15 protein-coding genes are annotated in these 14,950 nt (G+C 68.3%); 6 read left to right on the top strand and 9 right to left on the bottom strand.

The annotated features are described in order from the left end of the window. Nucleotides 1-32: 32 nt before the first annotated feature. Nucleotides 33-797 carry a DUF2182 domain-containing protein gene (locus ACIBHX_RS39480; protein ID WP_397072579.1) on the bottom strand — a complete coding sequence of 255 codons (765 nt, stop codon included), beginning with the start codon at nt 795-797 and terminating at the stop codon, nt 33-35. A gap of 290 nt (nt 798-1,087) precedes the next feature. Between ACIBHX_RS39480 and ACIBHX_RS39475 the strand changes: the two genes are divergently transcribed. Both ACIBHX_RS39475 and ACIBHX_RS39470 read left to right on the top strand, forming a co-directional pair. Beyond that, on the top strand, nt 1,088-2,125 hold the full coding sequence (locus tag ACIBHX_RS39475; protein WP_397072578.1) for a TIGR03118 family protein: 1,038 nt from the start codon (nt 1,088-1,090) through the stop codon (nt 2,123-2,125). Nucleotides 2,126-2,316: 191 nt separating this feature from the next. Further along, the gene (locus ACIBHX_RS39470; RefSeq protein WP_397072577.1) at nt 2,317-2,697 is read left to right on the top strand and encodes a hypothetical protein; all 381 of its coding nucleotides are present in this window, start codon (nt 2,317-2,319) and stop codon (nt 2,695-2,697) included. 533 nt (nt 2,698-3,230) lie between these two features. On the opposite strand, the gene ACIBHX_RS39465 is transcribed toward ACIBHX_RS39470, so the two are convergent. Beyond that, entirely contained in the window at nt 3,231-4,064 is an 834-nt protein-coding gene (locus ACIBHX_RS39465; protein ID WP_397072576.1) for an alpha/beta fold hydrolase, read from the bottom strand. Nucleotides 4,065-4,267: 203 nt separating this feature from the next. Between ACIBHX_RS39465 and ACIBHX_RS39460 the strand changes: the two genes are divergently transcribed. The 3 genes from ACIBHX_RS39460 (at nt 4,268) to ACIBHX_RS39450 (ending at nt 7,532) form a co-directional block, all read left to right on the top strand. Beyond that, nucleotides 4,268-5,311 carry an MASE1 domain-containing protein gene (locus ACIBHX_RS39460; RefSeq protein ID WP_397072575.1) on the top strand — a complete coding sequence of 348 codons (1,044 nt, stop codon included), beginning with the start codon at nt 4,268-4,270 and terminating at the stop codon, nt 5,309-5,311. Nucleotides 5,312-5,636: 325 nt separating this feature from the next. After that, entirely contained in the window at nt 5,637-6,176 is a 540-nt protein-coding gene (locus ACIBHX_RS39455) for a hypothetical protein (RefSeq protein ID WP_397072574.1), read from the top strand. A 153-nt stretch (nt 6,177-6,329) separates the two neighbouring features. Then, entirely contained in the window at nt 6,330-7,532 is a 1,203-nt protein-coding gene (locus ACIBHX_RS39450) for a hypothetical protein (RefSeq protein WP_397072573.1), read from the top strand. Nucleotides 7,533-7,549: 17 nt separating this feature from the next. Here ACIBHX_RS39450 and ACIBHX_RS39445 read toward each other — a convergent pair whose 3' ends face one another. The 3 genes from ACIBHX_RS39445 to ACIBHX_RS39435 all read right to left on the bottom strand — a co-directional run bounded on the left by ACIBHX_RS39445 (nt 7,550) and on the right by ACIBHX_RS39435 (nt 10,764). Then, a complete protein-coding gene (locus tag ACIBHX_RS39445; RefSeq protein WP_397072572.1) occupies nt 7,550-8,359 on the bottom strand; it encodes a family 1 encapsulin nanocompartment shell protein in 810 nt (269 codons plus the stop codon). A 5-nt stretch (nt 8,360-8,364) separates the two neighbouring features. Then, the gene (locus ACIBHX_RS39440; protein ID WP_397072571.1) at nt 8,365-9,345 is read right to left on the bottom strand and encodes a Dyp-type peroxidase; all 981 of its coding nucleotides are present in this window, start codon (nt 9,343-9,345) and stop codon (nt 8,365-8,367) included. A gap of 93 nt (nt 9,346-9,438) precedes the next feature. Then, nucleotides 9,439-10,764 carry an NAD(P)/FAD-dependent oxidoreductase gene (locus ACIBHX_RS39435; protein ID WP_397072570.1) on the bottom strand — a complete coding sequence of 442 codons (1,326 nt, stop codon included), beginning with the start codon at nt 10,762-10,764 and terminating at the stop codon, nt 9,439-9,441. 121 nt (nt 10,765-10,885) lie between these two features. On the opposite strand from ACIBHX_RS39435, the gene ACIBHX_RS39430 reads away from it, so the two are divergent. Continuing rightward, complete coding sequence (locus tag ACIBHX_RS39430; protein WP_397072569.1) at nt 10,886-11,113, top strand: hypothetical protein; 228 nt, start codon at nt 10,886-10,888, stop codon at nt 11,111-11,113. Here the strand turns inward: ACIBHX_RS39430 and ACIBHX_RS39425 are convergent. The 4 genes from ACIBHX_RS39425 to ACIBHX_RS39410 all read right to left on the bottom strand — a co-directional run bounded on the left by ACIBHX_RS39425 (nt 11,110) and on the right by ACIBHX_RS39410 (nt 14,950). Continuing rightward, on the bottom strand, nt 11,110-12,528 hold the full coding sequence (locus tag ACIBHX_RS39425) for a LuxR C-terminal-related transcriptional regulator (RefSeq protein WP_397072568.1): 1,419 nt from the start codon (nt 12,526-12,528) through the stop codon (nt 11,110-11,112). The genes ACIBHX_RS39430 and ACIBHX_RS39425 overlap by 4 nt on opposite strands. 76 nt (nt 12,529-12,604) lie before the next feature. Then, entirely contained in the window at nt 12,605-13,024 is a 420-nt protein-coding gene (locus tag ACIBHX_RS39420) for a hypothetical protein (RefSeq protein ID WP_397072567.1), read from the bottom strand. 208 nt (nt 13,025-13,232) lie between these two features. Next, on the bottom strand, nt 13,233-14,069 hold the full coding sequence (locus tag ACIBHX_RS39415) for a carbohydrate ABC transporter permease (RefSeq protein WP_397072566.1): 837 nt from the start codon (nt 14,067-14,069) through the stop codon (nt 13,233-13,235). Next, a complete protein-coding gene (locus ACIBHX_RS39410; RefSeq protein WP_397072565.1) occupies nt 14,063-14,950 on the bottom strand; it encodes a carbohydrate ABC transporter permease in 888 nt (295 codons plus the stop codon). The genes ACIBHX_RS39415 and ACIBHX_RS39410 overlap by 7 nt, the downstream gene beginning before the upstream one ends.

Below are 14,950 nucleotides of genomic sequence, written 5' to 3'. Positions count from 1 at the left end.
GCCCCAGAACCCAGCTACGGCGAGCACACGAACTACGAACCCTGCATCGACAGCCCCGGCAGCAGCCAGGGCTGGAAGGGTGCCAGGGCTGCGAGGACCAGGAACGCGACCCCGGCGACGGTGGCCAGCGTGCGGCCGTACCGCCACAGCTTCTCCAGGAAGATCAGGACCGCCAGCCCGGCCATCGCCGCGACGTTCATGACGCCGAGCGGGATCAGCACGATCATCAGCCCCCAGCAGCAGCCCACGCAGTAGAGCCCGTGATGCGCGCCCACCCGGAAGTCCCGCCCCGGCCCGCCGAACCTGCTGTAGTGCAGCAACTGCGTGAACGGCGAACGGCAGTGCCGCAGGCAGACCCGCTTGAGCGGCCCGAACTGCTGCAACCCGGCCAGCGCGAACGCGGCCGCGCCGATCCACCGCCCCGCCTCGGGCACCGCCCCCAGCCAGCGGTCCGTCAGGGCCAGCAGCCCGAACACCAGCGCGCCGAACGCCGCCCACACCACCAGGTAGCCGAGCAGGAACTGGACGATCCGCCCCGCCTGCGCGAGCCCGCTCGTCCGCCTCCTGATCGCCCGCGCCCAGCCGAGCGCGACCGGCGCCACCGACGGCAGCATCATCGCCGCCATCATGATCACCCAGAGCGCCAGGAAGATCGGCAACGTCAGGCCCATCGTCCCGGGCCCGACCCCCATGCCACCCGCCTGCTGCAGCGTCACGATCCAGGCAAGAGCGGCAAATACCAGGATCGCTGCCCAGGCGGGGGCGAAATGCCGCCCGTGTTCCGTGCCGCCGGCCATGTGGTCCCCCCTGGCGCGGGCATACCCGCCGCTCCTGTCTGACAACCGTCGCGGTACGGCATGCCCGGCGCAGCCGGGCTTCGGACAAGACCGACCGATTGCCATCTATCTCGAATGGCGTGTTGACCTCCTAGTTCGTTGGATTTGACAGCGGAAAGTGATTGGCTGACCGCGATAAGTGGTCATGTGGTGGAGGTCACATGCAGGCAGCAAGACGAGGGCGCCTAGCGTCCGTACTGTCCATCGGGCGCACAGCCCGTCTCATCGTCCTGGGGTCGGTGGCGCTCACCATGAGCGTCACGACCGTTGTTCCGGCGGAGTCCGCGGCGTGGCCGCGTCATCACGGGAAGCACGGAAACAAGTTCGAGGAGATCGACCTGGTCTCCAACATCCCTGGCAGAGCTCAGATCACCGATCCGCACCTGATCAACCCGTGGGGCATGTCCCTGGGCAAGGCGTTGTGGGTATCTGCCGCTGACGCGGACCTGGCCCTCGTCTACACGGGCGGTGGCTCGGCCGGTCCCATCAGGAAGGTGCCGCTCGAGGTCGAGGTCGAGGGCGGCCCGACCGGCCAGGTGTTCAACAAGACCAGGGACTTCAGGATCCGCAGCGATGGCCGTTCCGCTCCCGCGAAGTACCTGTTCGCCACCGAGAGCGGCACGATCCAGGGCTGGAACCCGGACGTGGACAGGACCCACGCCATCGTCGGGGCGACGAAGGAAGACGCGGTCTACAAGGGCCTGACCCAGATCCGCACCAGGACGCGGAACCTGCTGCTCGCCGCGGACTTCTTCCACGGCACGGTCGACGTGTACAACACGAACTTCAAGCTGCAGAAGAGGCCGAGCTTCGTCGACCCGAAGATTCCCAAGGGGTTCTCGCCGTTCAACGTCCAGAGGATCGGCCACAAGGTGTTCGTCACCTACGCCAAGCAGGACCCCGACGACCCCGGGGAAGAGGTGAAGGGCGCCGGCCTGGGCTTCGTCAGCTTCTTCACCTCCAGGGGCGCCTTCATCCACCGCTTCCACAGCCGTGGTCCGCTGAACGCGCCGTGGGCGGTCACGCTGCCGCCGCGCAACTTCGGCAAGTTCAGCCACTCCCTGCTCATCGGGAACTTCGGTGACGGCCGCATCAACGCCTTCAACAGGTTCACCGGGCGCTTCCAGGGCCCGCTGCGTGATCCGGACGGCGACCCCATCTCGATCGACGGTCTGTGGGGGCTGATTCGCGGTAACTCGTCCAACGGTGGCAGGAACGCACTCTGGTTCGCCGCCGGCATCAATGATGAGGAAGACGGCCTGCTCGGCCTGATCCGCCGAGACCCGTGATCGGCTCAGCCGATCGCTCGCCGTGAACGAGAAGCGCCCGCCCTCAACCGAGGGCGGGCGTTTCGTTGCCCGCGGTCATCCGCGTGCTGGCGCGGCTGGGGGCCTGCGTCGTCGACCCTTCTGACATTTTCCGTGAACTTCTCGGCGTCTTTCGCAGTCATTAGTACCGAGATCCCGACAAGGAGGATGAAATGCAGAAGGCCCTGATGGTCACCGCTATCGCCGGACTCGCGTTCGCCATGGTGGGCGCGACCGCCGCCTCGGCGGCCGCCGCTAACACTCCGGAGGCTTACATCACCGACGGGAATGGCGCCGTCCTGGCCGAGGTCGCATTGGAGAGCGGCAACAAGATTCTCATCTGCGATCGCAGCACCGACCATCGCTACGCCATGGCGAGGGTTAACTATGGCGGCCACTCGTACCAGTACATGAATTACTACAAGAACCAGGACTGCGTCGAACAGAAGACCAGGAACATGGCGCACGGGAAAATCGAGTTCTGGGCCTGCGTGAGCAAGCCGTACAAGCTCAAGTTCGACCGCTGCGGGCAGAAGCAGACCGTCCTTCCCTAGCGCGATTCCCGATGACGTCCGGCCGGCTCATGCTTCCGTGAGCATGAGCCGGGCCGCTGGAGGCGGCCCTCACCGGGTCATTCTTCCCGTCACCAGGTGGCGCGGTAGTTGTAGATGTGGCCGCACAGATAACGACCTTTCACAAACCCGCCGTGGCCGTTGGCGATTATTTCAGTACTTTTTGAAGAGGTGCAGCCTCTTGCCCGGGGCCAGAGTGGCGATTATCATCCCCGGTCATTGTTGTACTTTCGCAGATTGGCGCGGCGTGTGTGTCCACGTCCTCAATGTGGCCGCTGCAATCAGCCGGGACCGGTAGAACCGCTGGGTCCTGGAATGCGGCTGCATGTGCAGGCGAGACCTGTAGTGGCGCTTGCGGCCAGAACGATCGCGAGCGCATACTTCGTGATCCTCTCATCGGAGCTCGCGAATTCGCATTCTGCACCCTTGGGCGTTCCGGTTGCCTTCTGGAAGTCGTTTCTTTCTGCGCGTCACCCTGACGGACCCCGCTTGATTCCTGGATTTCGGGATTCCGGTCAGCGTGGGTCTTGGAGGAAGGCGATGAGGGCGGCTGTGAGTTCGGCGGGGGCGTCCTCCTGGACGAGGTGGCCCGCGTCGGCGATCGGCTCCCATTTCGCGTCCGGGATCAGGGCGGTGAGCTCCCGTCCCTTGTCCACGGGGATCCAGGTGTCGTTCTGGCCCCAGCAGACCAGCGTCGGGATGCTGATCTCGGCGTACCGGTCCTGGACCTCGTCGGTGTAACGCTGGTCCGCCTGGGCGATCTGCCGATAGAAGGCCGCCTGACCGGGATCGCCGAGCCAGGGCTGGACGAGCCGGTCGAGCACCGCGGGATGCAGGCCGGGGCTGCTGGCGGAACTGACGTACTCACGGACCAGGGCACGATGCAGCGCGGGCGGCAGCTGTTCGAAGACCTGGGAGTGCTCGCCCACGAGCCGGAAGAACGGCGATCCCCACGGCGCCAGCGCGACCGGATCGACCAGGGCGAGTGCCTGGTAGCGGGCGCCGTGCAGCAGATGCGCCCGCAGCGAGACGGCGCCGCCGAAGTCGTGGGCGACCACGAGCGGTTCTCGCAGACCCCAGTGGGCCAGCAGTTCAGTGAAGACCCGCCCCTGGGCGGCCAGCGACACATCCTGGCCTGCGGCCTTCTCCGATGCCCCGTAGCCGGGCATGTCCCAGACGAACACCTGATAGTCGCGCGCCAGCGCGCGGGCGATGGCGCGCCAGACATACGAGGAGAACGGCGTGCCGTGCAGAAGGACGACTGGCTGCCGGCCGGGATGTCCCAGCCGGCCCCAGCGAACGGCGCCGGATGTGCTGGAGAACGTCTCGGTCAACTGCCATTCAGCCATGGATGCGGTTCCCCTCGATAGTGCTCTGGCGCCAGGTGGATGATCACGCCAGGACGCCGTAACACCTCGTACACAACCATGCGACGGCGGACATCACGGGAGCGAGCCCCGGATCCGTACTCGGGGGATGTGATCCTCCTGCCCCTGACCAGCTCTTATGCCGTGGGCTGTGAGGCGATAAGGTGAGTTGAGCCTCGATCTGAATGAGACGGGAATCGCGCGTGTCGGAGGACACCAGTCGGCTCCGCGGGCTCGCTGTTCTGTGCCTGCAGACCCTTGGCGTCGCGGGCGCCTACTTCGCAGCAGCCAAGCTGGGGCTTCAGCACGAACTGGTCCGTGGGCAGGTGACGCCGCTATGGCCCCCCACGGGCATCGCCCTGGCCTGCCTCCTGCTCATGGGCCTCCGGATCTGGCCGGGAATCACGCTGGGCGCGTTCCTGGTCAACGTGCCGATCGGGCCTACGGCCCTCGCGGTCGTGGTGATCTCCGCGGGGAACACCCTCGCTCCGGTGTGCTCCTACCTGCTGCTCACCCGCGTGGGTTTCCGTACCACGCTCGACCGGCTGCGGGACGCGCTCGCGCTGGTGTTCCTCGGCGCCTTGGGCGGAATGCTGGTGAGCGCCACCATGGGGACCGGCGCCCTGGTGCTGTCCGGCGCGCTGGAACTGGACAAGTTCTGGCCGACATGGTCGGTGTGGTGGACCGGAGACGCGATGGGCGTGCTCGTGTGCACACCGCTCCTGCTGGTGATCCGCCACACCTACCGGTCGTCCGCGAGCGTCGCGCTGTCCCGGTGGGTGGAGGCGGTGGCGCTGCTGGTGGGCATCACCATCGTGACGGTGATGGCGACGTCTGGCTCCGTCAACCTGCTCTTCCTCGTCTTCCCGTTCCTGATCTGGGCGGCTCTGCGCTTCGAGCTCGTCGGGGCCGTGGTGTGCGCGCTGCTGGTGACGATGATCGCGATCCTCTCCGCCGCGCGCGGTACCGGCCCGTTCGCCGACCATGATCTCTTCACCAACATGGTCACCCTCCAGGCGTTCAACGGGTCGGCGGCGCTGACAGCGCTCCTGCTCGCGGCGGTCATCGCCGAGCGGAACCGGGCTCACAGGAACATCAAGCAGGTCTGCGACCGGCTCACCGACGTGATGGCCAGGATCGAAGGCGGCCAAAGCGCGGAGCAGCAGGAGGTCAGGAACTTCCTCCGGGGTTCGTCCCAGTCGACGAGCCGCACAGACGGCGAGCGCTGAGCCGGCAGCGGGTGGATCTCGCCGGCCGGGTAGCCGGATCGCCCTCCCGATGTCACAGTCTGTGTGGCCTGTGGTCATTCCGGCAATCCTGGCGCACACCTCCGGCGGTTGGGGTGCCCAGGGCGTTCGGCTGGCCGCGGTCGATCGCCGAAGGTGACCCCACCCGACCCGCACCGGCACACCGCGATCGTCAACGTCGGCCGGCTGGTGGCACCTGGCGGCACCCTCATCGTCGTCGCGGCCCGCCGGGACAGCGCCGACGAGCAGGTCGACGGCCCGCCACGGCCGCATGAGCTTCGATGCGCTGCGTTATACGATCCGGCGGGTGGACGGGAAGCGCTGGACCGACTACCTGTACGAGTGTCACCCGCCGGCGCGGCTTCGCGCGTGGGCGCGCGAGCTGGCCTACTTCCGCTTCTGCCGCGCGTACGGTGGGCACGCCAATGATGGCGATCACCTGCTGGTCAGTCTGCAGGTCGAGACGGAGGTGGACCTCGTGCGGACACTGTCCGTACTCGACGTGCCCGTGCGGCGGCTTCGCCCCGACCATCCGCAGCCGGTCCCCGGCGTCGCCTATTCCGCGGCCGAGTTCTCCCGATTCCCGGTCGCCATGCCGCGCTTTCCCGGGATCGGCCAGCCGGGGCACGTGGAGATCGCCGGGCAGCGCGCCCACGTCTGGTCGCACGGCGACCGTCTGAACATCAGCGTGGCCGACACCGTTGATCACTACAGCGTCACGGACGCCGCGGTGGCTTCGGCCAGGTCGATCGAGGCGCTGCTGGCTGCGGTCGCAGGCCAGGTCGTGGACCCGCCACAGGACGACAGGAACTGCGTGTGCCCCCGCTACTACCCAGACCTCTGGTGAGCCGGCATGGCGATACACCTACAGCTCCAAGGCGACAGAGCCGATCCGAACATCTTTGGCGGTTCGCGGCTGACGAGTTGACTCACAAAGCGGATACTGGGGACAAATAGCCACGAATGGATCGATAGTCGCTAGGACAGTGGGGGCACGCCAATGGTCGACATCGATGTTCCGATCTGGGCCGCCCGGCTGCGGGTGTTGCGCCGCGGACGGCTGTGGAGCCAGCGAGAACTGGCGAACCGGATGGCGGAGGCAGCCGACGAGACCGAGCGTGATCGGCTGCCCGCACAGGAGACGCTCGCCCGGATGATTCAGCTCTGGGAGTCCGGGGAGCAGCGACCCGACGAGCAGTACACGCAGCTGCTCTGCCGGGCTTTCGGCGTGGACGAGGCGGAGGCGTTCGTCGGGGACGCCACCGGGACCACGCTGTGGCACTACCTGACCGGCATACCCCTGCTGCCGGGCATGTTCACGGCCGAGGAGGAGGAGCGCACCGGTCGAGCGATCGAGGAGCCCAGGCGGGCCGACGACGGAACGGTCAGGTACTTCAGGGCGATCATCGACGTCTACACGCAAGCCGACCTCCGGCCTGCCGACCAGATCAATGCCCTGCGCCCCGTGTTCACCGGGATCGAGGAATTCCATCGCGACGCCAGTTCCCCCGTCAGGCACGCCCTGCTGACGCTCGCCGCGGAGAACGCGGAACTGATCAGCCGCATGCACTATGAGAACGGCGACCCGGACGAGGCGCTGGCCTGGTCGGACGAGGCCATCCGCGATGCCCGTGAAGCGGCGGACGCGCTGCTTGAGGCCTACACGCTCGCCCAGCGGAGCGGCCTGTCCGACGCGGAGGGCGACCCGGGCCACGTTGTCGACCTGGCTGTCGCCGCTCGCGTGCACGGCCACCTCCCGCCGCGGATGGACGCGCTGTCGCGGCATCACGAAGCGCAGGGCCATGCCCTCGCCGGAGACCTGGACATGTGCCGTCGCCGGTTGGAGGAGTCCGCCCAGTCACTCGCGGAATCGGAGGACGACACGCCCTACCGCTTCGACTGCTCACCCGAGGCGCACAACACCCTGTGTGTCGCCTGTCTCGTCTCGCTCGGCCGGGCCAGGGACGCGATCGACATCCTGGAAGGGGCGCCTGGGAAGGTCCCGTCGACGTACGCCGCCGCGTACGCGCTGGCCTGCACGGCCCATGCCTATGCCGACGCCCACGAGCGCGAGCGGTCGGTCGAGGCGGCCCGCCAGGCGTTGCACCTGGCCAGGAGCACGGGAGCTCAGCGGGCCATGCGGGAACTGTCCAGGATCCAGGTCCCACCCCAGAGGGCGAGGCGCCGGCGCATCCTCCTGTAGCCGCCGGCCGGCCGGGTTCAGGCTTGGAGGGCGACGACGGCCTCGTCGGTGTAGGTCAGGAACGTCAGCGTCTGGTGGAAGTACAGCTGGATCGTGCTCGCGTCGTGAGCCGTGTAGCCGATCGCCAGGTCCTGGCCGAGCCGCAGCTCGAAGTCGCCACCGCGGGTGGACAGCACGAAGGCGCCGTGGAGAGCCGGTGCCCAGATCGGCTTGCCGTCCAGGATCCTGGTCAGGTGGGCCGCGATGGGGTAGCCGTGGTCGGAGGTCTCGCTGACCGCGGTGTAGGCGTCGGCTCCGAGCAGGAGAGCGTACGGCCCGTCCACGCCGGCCAGCCGCAGCGACGACAGGGCCTGGCTGACCGTGTCAGGGTAGTCGCGGGGCTCGGACGGCAGGCTGAGCACCGGGTTGGAGCTTCGTGCGCGCAGCCCGTCGATGCCCGCGGCGCCGTACCCGTCGAAGACGGTCCGGTCTTCCGCGAAGGCCATGGCACGAGCCGCGTCCTTGACCGACTGCCAGTCGGAGTCCTTGGAGCCGCGCTCGACGTCGTCCACGGCCGCCCTGCTGACGGTGAACTCCACCCGCAGCTCGACCAGCGGCTGCACCTGACGCAGCTGGGCCGTGACGTGGGGCGCGGGCGACTCGATGTCGGACAGGTGCCCGGTGCCGACTGCGGCCAGCTGCGGTCCGGCCGGGTCGGGGACGTCGACGACGCGGCGTCCCGCGACATGCCGCCGGAAGGTACGGCGGGCCTCCTCCTCGATCTCCGCCCAGGCTTCCTGCGTGATCGGGGCGAGCTCGCGGTGCAGGTTGTTGGCTGGCATGGTCATGGCGTTCAGGCTCCTTTGAGGCTGCCGATGCTCAGCGACCCGGTGGTTCCGGCGGCGTCGGTGGACGGCGCGTCGAGGTCGTCGAGGAAGTCGGCGCTCGGCACGAAGAACAAGCCGCCGGTGACGGCGGTGGAGAAGTCGAGGATGCGGTCGGTGTTGCCTGGGGGGTCGCCGATGAACATGTTGCGCAGCATCTTCTCGGTCACCGCGGGCGTGCGCGCGTAGCCGATGAAGTAGGTGCCGAACTCACCTCGGCCGATGCTTCCGAACGGCATGTTCTCGCGCACGATCTGCCGCTCGACGCCGTCCTCGATGATGGTGTTGAGCGCGACGTGGGAGTTGGCGGGTTTGACGCCGTCGGGGAGTTCGACGTTGGCCAGCTTGGTGCGCCCGATGACGCGTTCCTGCTCCTCGACGGTCAGCGACTGCCAGGCCGCCAGGTCGTGCAGGTACTTCTGCACGATCACGTAGCTGCCGCCGCGGAACGGCGGGTCCTCGTCGCCGACGAACACGGCCTCGGCCGCCGCCTGGCCCATCGGGCTCTCGCTGCCGTCGACGAACCCGAGCAGGTCGCGCTCGTCGAAGAACTTGAACCCGTGCACCTCGTCGACGACGGTCACGGCGGCGCCCAACCGCTCGACGATCAGCCGTCCCAGCTCGAAGCAGAGGTCCATGCGCCGGGCACGCAGGTGGAAGAGAAGATCGCCCGGGGTGGCCGGCGCCTGGTGGCGGGGGCCGTGCAGGGGCTGGAAGGGGTGCAGCTCGCGCGGCTGCCGGCCGTCGAACAGCCGGGGCCAGCCTGCGGAGCTGAAGCCGACGGCACAGGTGAGCTCGTCGTCGGGGGCGCGGAACGCCACCGACCGGGCGAGGCCGGGCAGGTCCTGGAGCCCGGCTCGGACGGCCGTCTCGCCGCCGGGTGCCACGGTGACGACCACGAACATGGCAGCCCTCGCGGGCGGCCGTACCACGGGCTGTGTCGTGACCATGTGGCTCCCGTCGATCATGGAGAAGAACAAGGTCAGAGTAACCGGCGGGGTTCCTGGGAGCCCGGAGCCGGCTTCAGGCACGGCGCGGCGGGCTCAGGGTAGTTCGTACTTGCCGGCGGCGACCTCGAACTCGGTGCGTGGCCGCTGCAGCTGGCCGAGCGCGACGACCTCGCGGTGGAAGAAGAGCGCCGCGGTCCAGTCGGCCAGCACGCGCACCTTCCGGTTGAACGTCGGCATCCGGGACACGTGGTAGGTCCGGTGCATGAACCAGGCGAGGATCCCGCGCAGCTTGATCCCGTAGATCTCCGCCACGCCCCGGTAGAGGCCCAGCGAGGCGACGGAGCCCGCGTACGCGTGCACGTAGTTCTCGCGCGGCCGGCCGTACACCGTCGCGACGAGGTTGGCGCTCAGCCGCCTGGCCTGCCGTACCGCGTGCTGAGCGCTCGGCGCGCACAGCGCGTCCGGGTCCTGGGCGATCTTCGACAGGTCGGGTACGGCGGCGCAGTCGCCGGCCGCGAACACCCCCTCGACGCCGCGGACGGTCAGGTCGGCGTGACAGGGCAGCCGGCCCTTGCCATCCAGCGGCAGGTCGGTCTCGCTCAGCATCGGGTTGGCCTTCACGCCCGCCGTCCACACCAGTGTGTCGGCGTCGAACGTCTCGCCGTCGCTGAGCACGAGCCGCCCACCGGTAGCCGAGTCCAGCCGGGTCGACAGCCGCACGTCGATGTCCCGCTCGGCCAGCCGTTGCGCGGTGTAGGCGGCCAGCGACGGCGACACCTCGGGCATGATCCTAGTCGCGGCCTCGACCAGGACCCAGCGCATGTCACGCGGTTCGACGCCGTCGACGGTCCGCAGCGCGTACCTGGCCATGTCCTCCAGCTCGGCGATCGCCTCCACGCCCGCATAACCGCCGCCGACGAACACGAACGTCAGCGCACGCCGGCGTATCCGCGGCTCCGGGGTCGACGCGGCCAGGTACAGCCGGGACAGGACATGGTTGCGCAGGTAGATCGCCTCGCCGATCGTCTTGAAGCCGATGCCGTGGTCGGCCAGGCCCGGGATCGGCAACAGCCGCGACACCGAGCCCGGGCACATCACCAGCAGGTCGTAGGGAATCTCGTACGGCTCGCCCTCGACGGGCTGCACCGTCGCGATCCGCCGCGCGTGCTCCACCCGGGTGACCGCGGCGGTCAGCACCCGGCACCGGCGCAGCACCCGGCGCAGCGAGACCACCACGTGCCGCGGCTCGACCGATCCGGCCGCCGCCTCTGGCAGGAACGGCTGGTAGGTCATGTTCGAGTGCGGGTCGACGACGGTGATCTCGGCCCGGCCGGGCGGCAGCTTCCGCTGGATGCCCAACGCCGTGTACATGCCGACGTACCCGCCGCCCACGATGAGGACGCGCGTCGGTCGGTTCATCTTCGGCCTCCCCCCGTGGAGGTCAGGCCATTATCCCAGCGCAGGTCGTGGGCGTCGATGTGGCCCGCACCCGTTCATCTGGATGTTTGCCTGCGCTCGGAGTCCGGAAACAACCTCTGGCATGGAAACAGCACCCAGCTTCGCCACCGACATCAAGCCGCTTTTCCGGGACAAGGACCGGCAGGCCATGCTCGGCCACTTTGATCTATGGTCCTATGACGATGTCTGGCACAACGGCCAGAGGATCCTCGACAAACTGATCAACGGCGAGATGCCCTGCGACGGCGCCTGGGGCGAAGGCGATGTGGCGACCTTCCAGAACTGGCTGGACTCGGGCATGAACCCCTAAGGTCCTTTCCGCTGGTCGGCCGGGGTGACCAGGCCGCTCTCGTAGGCGTAGACGACGGCCTGGGCGCGACCGTGGATGCCGAGTTTGGCCATGATGCGGTTGAGGTGTGATTTCACCGTCGCCTCCGCGAGGCGCAGGTGCTGGGCGATGTCGGCGTTCGACAGGCCGCGTGCCACGTGCAGGAGTACCTCCTGTTCTCGTGCGGTGAGGTTGTCAGGTTCCGGCCTGGGGCTGCCGTCCGGGAGGTGTACGGCGAAGCGTTCGAGGAGCCGCCGGGTGGCGCTCGGTGCGATGACGGCGTCGCCCGCGTGCACGGACCTGATGGCGCTGAACAGGTCTGCCGCGGGCACGTCCTTGAGCAGGAAGCTCGAGGCTCCGGCCTTGATCGCGGCGAAGGCGTACTCGTCCAGGTCGAAGGTCGTGAGGATGAGGACCTTGGGCGCCCCTTGGCCGTCGTCGGCGATGTCGATCCTGACCTCGCCGGGACGGAAGTCGACTTCGACGCGGGCACGCGTGCCGGCTCCGCCGTGTTTGAGGGCGTTGGTCAGCGCCTCCTGGACGATCCGGTAGATCGCGAGCTGTTGCCCTTCAGGCAGCGACGGGGTGGGGCCGCGCAGGGTGAGCTCGACCGGCAGTCCCGACGCGCGGGCCTGCTCGACGAGTTCGGTGAGTCCTGCCAGTCCGGGCTGGGGTGCGCAGGGTTCCCGCGAGTCGGCGTCGTCGCGGAGCAGGCCGACGAGCCGCCGCATCTCGGCGAGCGCGCGCCGGCCTGTATCCGCGATGGTCCGGAGCGCCTGGTCGGCCACATCGGGTTCGGTGCGCAGGGCGTACCCGGCGCCGTCGGCGTGCAGGACGATCACGCTCACGTCGTGCGCGACCACGTCGTGCAGCTCGCGGGCGATCCGCGCGCGCTCGGCCGCCGCCGCGATGAGGGTCTGCTGTCTCGTCTGCTCCACCAGGCTGGCGACGTAGCGCCGGCGGGTGCCGGCCTGGATGCCGGCGATCCAGATCGCCACGACGAAGACGGAGAAGGCGGCGTACTCCTTCGCCAGCACGGCGAGCGAGGCGTTCGGCCGGATCACCAGGAGCGCGATGCCGAACTCGGCGACGGCTCCGGCGGCGATCGCCCAGCGTAGCCGGCTGAGTGCGGCCACGCCGTACATCGCGATCAGGACCGCGCCGTTGGCGGCGAGCAGGGCGAAGCCCGCCAGCCACCCGATGAGGCTTGCCAGCGCTACGATCGCGAAGACGGCGACCGGGTGGCGGCGGCGCCACGCGAGCGGAACCAGCAGCGCCGCGTGCAGGCTGAGCGTGGCCCAGGCGTTGTCCGCGCCGGTGCTGAGGTACCTGATCTGGATCAGGCAGCACAGCGCCAGCAATGCGATGACGAGGGTGTCCTGGTGGCGGGCGAGCACACGGTCAACGGTAGGAAACGATCTCACGCCCGGCTTCCGCCTGGAGGCGGAGATCCGTGTGCAACCCAGGTTGCACTCACGGGATGAGCTTCACCTCGGGATAGGCCTGGCTGGGGCCGTCGAAGAGGGGGCTGTGCCGTCCGCGCAGCCACTGGTCGAAGAAGGCGGTGAGATAGGCGCGCTGAGCGGCGATCGAGCGGGCCGGGTCGATCGTCCCGATCATGTCGGTGACGGGCACGTTCGGCAGCTTCCCCGCCAGCTGGGGGAAGATCGCCTGGAGGTCGAAGAAGGAGAAGTGCTGCACTCCCGTGAAGCGCACCTCGCGCTTCCAGCCGGTGGAGGCCTGCCAGAAGCTCTTCCAGGTAGGCTCGCTCGCCCTGGTGGTCGTCTGCCCCGCCACCTGCAGGAACGGCTTGGTGACGCCGCTTCGGGCGACCTGGCCGAGCATGATGCCGTCGAGGTTGGCGCCCGCGTCGACGCGCCCGTCGTCGTGCACCCACCGCTGGGCTAGTGGGCAGCACGGCCAGTGCCGCCGCCATCGCCACGACGGACCTCTTCCACATACGTGATCTCCTTGTCGCTCGTTCGACCTGCTCCAAGGAGCCTTTCAGCGATCTACCACGCGCCCTTCGTCCTCGATGACGAACTGCCTTTGGTCCGGGAGTTCGGTGTCGCCTGCGGAGGTGCACCATCCGGTGTCAGCGTCACTTCCCGATCCCGTCGGCGAGGCCCTTGACGATGTAGCGCTGGCCGAGGAAGAACAGCAGCACCACCGGGGCGGCGGCGATCGCCATGCCGGCGAAGACGACAGGGAAGTCCGTGCCGTGCTTGCTCATCAGGCTCGTCAGGCCGACAGGGAGGGTCTGCACGCCGCTGCCGCTGGTGAAGACCATCGCGAACAGGTACTCGTTCCAGGCGAAGAGGATGTGCAGCAGGACCGTCAAGGTGAGGATCGGCTTGCACATGGGCAGGATGATCCGCCAGAAGGCGGTCCGCCGCCCCGCGCCGTCCACCTTGGCGGCCTCGTCGACCTCGCGCGGCAGATCGATCATGTACGCGCGGATGAGGAAGGTGGTGAAGGGCACCCGGAAGGCCGTGTACAGGATGAGCAGCGCCCAGAAGGTGTTGTACAGGCCCATGGCCTGGAACATCCGCACCAGTGGGACGAGTGCCACGGTGGGTGCGAGCATGAGGCCGCCCAGGATCAGCGCGGAGATCACCTTGTTGAGCGGGACGGCCACGCGGGTGAGGCCGTAGGCGGCCCAGGCGCTCACGAACACGGTCGCGACCGTCGAGGTCAGCGTGACCAGCACGCTGGTCGTGAGGTAGTCGCTGACCCCGCGGTTCCACGCCTTGCGATAGTTGTCGAAGCTCCAGTCGACGGGCAGCGCGAACGGGTCGCCGAAGAGCTCGGCGTTCGTCTTGAACCCGTTGAGCACCATCCACAGCAGCGGATAGAGCACGACCGCCGCGAGGCAGAGCAGGAAGGCCCACAGGAACACGCGGCCGATCACGCCGAGCAGGCTCAGGCGGCTCACCATTCCACCCTTCTCCTACGGGTGACCCACAGCTGCGCCATGGCGATGCCCAGCGTGATCACGAAGATGACCGTCGCGACCGCGGCGGCGTAACCGAAGTTGTTGCGCACGAACCCGCTGCGGTACAGCCAGGTGCCCAGCACCTGGGTCGAGTTGTCGGGCCCGCCGCTGGTCATCACCATGACCTCGTTGAACACCTGGAAGGCGCCGGAGATGGTGACCATGGTCATGAGCCCGGTCATCTCCCGGACCAGGGGCAGCGTCACCTGGAAGAAGCGGCGGACCGGCCCGGTGCCGTCGAGGGCCGCGGCGCCGTAGATCTCCGAGGGGATGCGCTGGATCGCGACGGCGAACAGCAGGGTGGAGTAGCCGAAGCCCTGCCACTGGCTCATCGCGATGACCGCGGGCATCGCGGTGCTCTCCTGCCCGAGCCATGCCTGGGCGTACTCTCCCAGCCCGACGGCGGCGAGTGCGTGGTTGAGCAGGCCCAGGTTGGGCTCGTAGATGAAGTAGAAGAGCAGGCCGGCGACGGTCAGCGAGATCGCCGAGGGGATGAAGTAGACGGCGCGCAGGGCGCGCCGCCACCGGTCGCCGCGAATGCTCTCGATGAGCGCGGCGAGCAGGAGCGCGCCGAACACCTGGAACACGATCGAGATCACCGCGTACATCGCGTTGTTGAGCAACGATGACCAGAAGACCGGATCGTCGAGGAGCTTGCGGTAGTTCTCGAGGCCGACGAACTCCTGCTCTCCGCTGTAGATGTCCCACTTGAGCGTGCTGAATCCGAAGTTCTGCACGAGTGGCAGGTAGACGAACACGCCGACCAGGACGAGGGCGGGCACGACCCAGGCGAGCCCGAGCGCCCGTTGAGAGATGGCGCGCAT

It is taken from the genome of Nonomuraea sp. NPDC050536 (assembly GCF_044457685.1).
In the GTDB taxonomy this organism is placed as follows: domain Bacteria; phylum Actinomycetota; class Actinomycetes; order Streptosporangiales; family Streptosporangiaceae; genus Nonomuraea.
This window is presented reverse-complemented; position numbering and strand designations above follow the sequence as displayed.

What these genes read in the sequence shown, in the direction of transcription:
- ACIBHX_RS39410 (WP_397072565.1), bottom strand. Translation starts at nt 14,950, where the DNA reads ATGCGCGCCATCTCTCAACGGGCGCTCGGGCTCGCCTGGGTCGTGCCC.
- ACIBHX_RS39445 (WP_397072572.1), bottom strand. Translation starts at nt 8,359, where the DNA reads ATGACCATGCCAGCCAACAACCTGCACCGCGAGCTCGCCCCGATCACG.
- ACIBHX_RS39430 (WP_397072569.1), top strand. Translation starts at nt 10,886, where the DNA reads ATGGAAACAGCACCCAGCTTCGCCACCGACATCAAGCCGCTTTTCCGG.
- ACIBHX_RS39480 (WP_397072579.1), bottom strand. Translation starts at nt 797, where the DNA reads ATGGCCGGCGGCACGGAACACGGGCGGCATTTCGCCCCCGCCTGGGCA.
- ACIBHX_RS39435 (WP_397072570.1), bottom strand. Translation starts at nt 10,764, where the DNA reads ATGAACCGACCGACGCGCGTCCTCATCGTGGGCGGCGGGTACGTCGGC.
- ACIBHX_RS39415 (WP_397072566.1), bottom strand. Translation starts at nt 14,069, where the DNA reads ATGGTGAGCCGCCTGAGCCTGCTCGGCGTGATCGGCCGCGTGTTCCTG.
- ACIBHX_RS39450 (WP_397072573.1), top strand. Translation starts at nt 6,330, where the DNA reads ATGGTCGACATCGATGTTCCGATCTGGGCCGCCCGGCTGCGGGTGTTG.
- ACIBHX_RS39465 (WP_397072576.1), bottom strand. Translation starts at nt 4,064, where the DNA reads ATGGCTGAATGGCAGTTGACCGAGACGTTCTCCAGCACATCCGGCGCC.
- ACIBHX_RS39475 (WP_397072578.1), top strand. Translation starts at nt 1,088, where the DNA reads ATGAGCGTCACGACCGTTGTTCCGGCGGAGTCCGCGGCGTGGCCGCGT.
- ACIBHX_RS39440 (WP_397072571.1), bottom strand. Translation starts at nt 9,345, where the DNA reads ATGGTCACGACACAGCCCGTGGTACGGCCGCCCGCGAGGGCTGCCATG.
- ACIBHX_RS39460 (WP_397072575.1), top strand. Translation starts at nt 4,268, where the DNA reads ATGAGACGGGAATCGCGCGTGTCGGAGGACACCAGTCGGCTCCGCGGG.
- ACIBHX_RS39470 (WP_397072577.1), top strand. Translation starts at nt 2,317, where the DNA reads ATGCAGAAGGCCCTGATGGTCACCGCTATCGCCGGACTCGCGTTCGCC.